The organism is Clostridium boliviensis (assembly GCF_033342255.1).
GTDB classification, from domain to species: domain Bacteria; phylum Bacillota; class Clostridia; order Lachnospirales; family Lachnospiraceae; genus Lacrimispora; species Lacrimispora boliviensis.
In genome coordinates, this window is the sequence record NZ_JAWONS010000317.1 from 1 (window position 1) to 1511 (window position 1511).

Annotated in this window: 3 protein-coding genes; 2 read left to right on the forward strand and 1 reads right to left on the reverse strand. The window is 46.3% G+C overall.

Annotated elements, in window-relative coordinates; genetic code table 11:
* Both RZO55_RS21870 and RZO55_RS21875 read left to right on the forward strand, forming a co-directional pair.
* Positions 1 to 274: tyrosine-type recombinase/integrase (locus tag RZO55_RS21870; protein ID WP_318066385.1), on the forward strand; the 274-nt coding region annotated here is incomplete at its 5' end.
* Positions 275 to 818: 544 nt separating this feature from the next.
* Positions 819 to 962, forward strand: coding sequence for a hypothetical protein (locus RZO55_RS21875; RefSeq protein WP_318066386.1), 144 nt, complete (start codon positions 819 to 821; stop codon positions 960 to 962).
* A 22-nt stretch (positions 963 to 984) separates the two neighbouring features.
* Here the strand turns inward: RZO55_RS21875 and RZO55_RS21880 are convergent, their stop codons facing one another.
* Positions 985 to 1179 (reverse strand): hypothetical protein, encoded by a 195-nt coding sequence (locus tag RZO55_RS21880; protein ID WP_318066387.1) that lies wholly within the window; start codon positions 1177 to 1179, stop codon positions 985 to 987.
* Positions 1180 to 1511: the final 332 nt, after the last annotated feature.

Consider the following 1511-nt stretch of genomic DNA (forward strand, 5'->3'; position numbering starts at 1 on the left):
GATCCGGTCGGAGCAAATGAGTCCGCGTGCCGTTCAGCTTGTCATAAAAAAATACGGCAAACGGGCGGGATTGGAGGAATGTACTCCCCACACCCTTCGCCACACCTTTTGTCACGAGCTGGCTGCTAAGGGGGTTCCGCTGGATGTGATCGCCGCACTGGCCGGACACATGAAAAGTGATGGAACGCCCAATATCAAGACCACCTTAATTTACACTACGCCGGGAGATCAGGATCTGAGGCGGGCGGTGGATCAGCTTTCTTGGGAGATCTAATGAATCACAGTCAATTGGTACGAAAGTTAACCGAAATCATATTCGGTCAAGAAAATCGGGTTTTGGCGACAAAAAAAGAACCGGGCGTTATGCCCGTCAGATCATCGTTCGCGACATGGAAATTTTTCTGTACAACGCAATTACCGCCCGATTTTTCTTTTCCCATTCCGGATCCCTGAGCAATGGGATTCGGTACTCTTTAGAATCGAACTGTAGTTTCTCGTATCCCTCCCTTTATGTAAATAATTTACAAAATTGGTAATAATACCGGACGATTTGAGCGCCTTTTAGAAGAGGGGTAATGTTGCCGCCTTTGAAAACTTTTCCTTGGAAAATCAACCGGTGAATCGGTTCGATTATCCACGGAAGAACGAGAGAGAAGCAGATAAAGCGCAACCATGCTTAAAAACCGCTATTCCCGGATTAGACACAATATATTGTGGTGATAAAATATTAAGTGTACATATATAGGGGTGGCAGGCCCCGATTAAGCGGAACCCGGGCAGGGGAACTCGTCGCCTTGATGAAAGGGGGTGACGAGTTCATGAAAATCATCAACTTCCTGGTAGAGCAAGCGATGCTCTTCACTCGGGAAGTTTTAGCCATGATTCTGGTTGGGGTTATTACACCCTGGATCACGTCGCGGCTAAAAAAAAGAAGCCAAAAAGAGAATCCCCCCTCTTCCTAGGGGAGATTCACCGAATGCCCATCTATTTGAATAATGATGCGGCGAGCCCTGCTTTGGGGTCTCCGCATTGACCATCGGGGTGCCGGCCCGATGGTCTTCTCTTATTATTGACCAGCTTACCGTTGCGGATAATTGCTGGACGATTGCCGCCTTGCATATGATCGTATGCATCTTTAGCATAATGAATATATGATCGATCTGCAACTTTCGTTTCCATGAACAATTTTAGCCAAATCGGCTCATTTTATCGTTTATCCAACCCTAACCTCACCCATACTCGAATTTAATCTCGATGGCGATCCCGAGGTGCCGTTTTCCTCAACTGTCAGAAGAGGGTTCCTTGATCAGTGCCCGGGTCGCCGCGTCTATTATCATAACCAGGCGTTTTGAACCAGATTAAACTGTTTTTTTGTCATCTGTTAACCTTTCACTTTCCATCTTTCGGCTAACTCCCTTTCAGCATTTTCAATAGCCCTTTTTACACACATTCTTACGCTTCTATCAACATCCGCCTTTTCTATAGAACCATGACAGCTAGCGCACAATGTT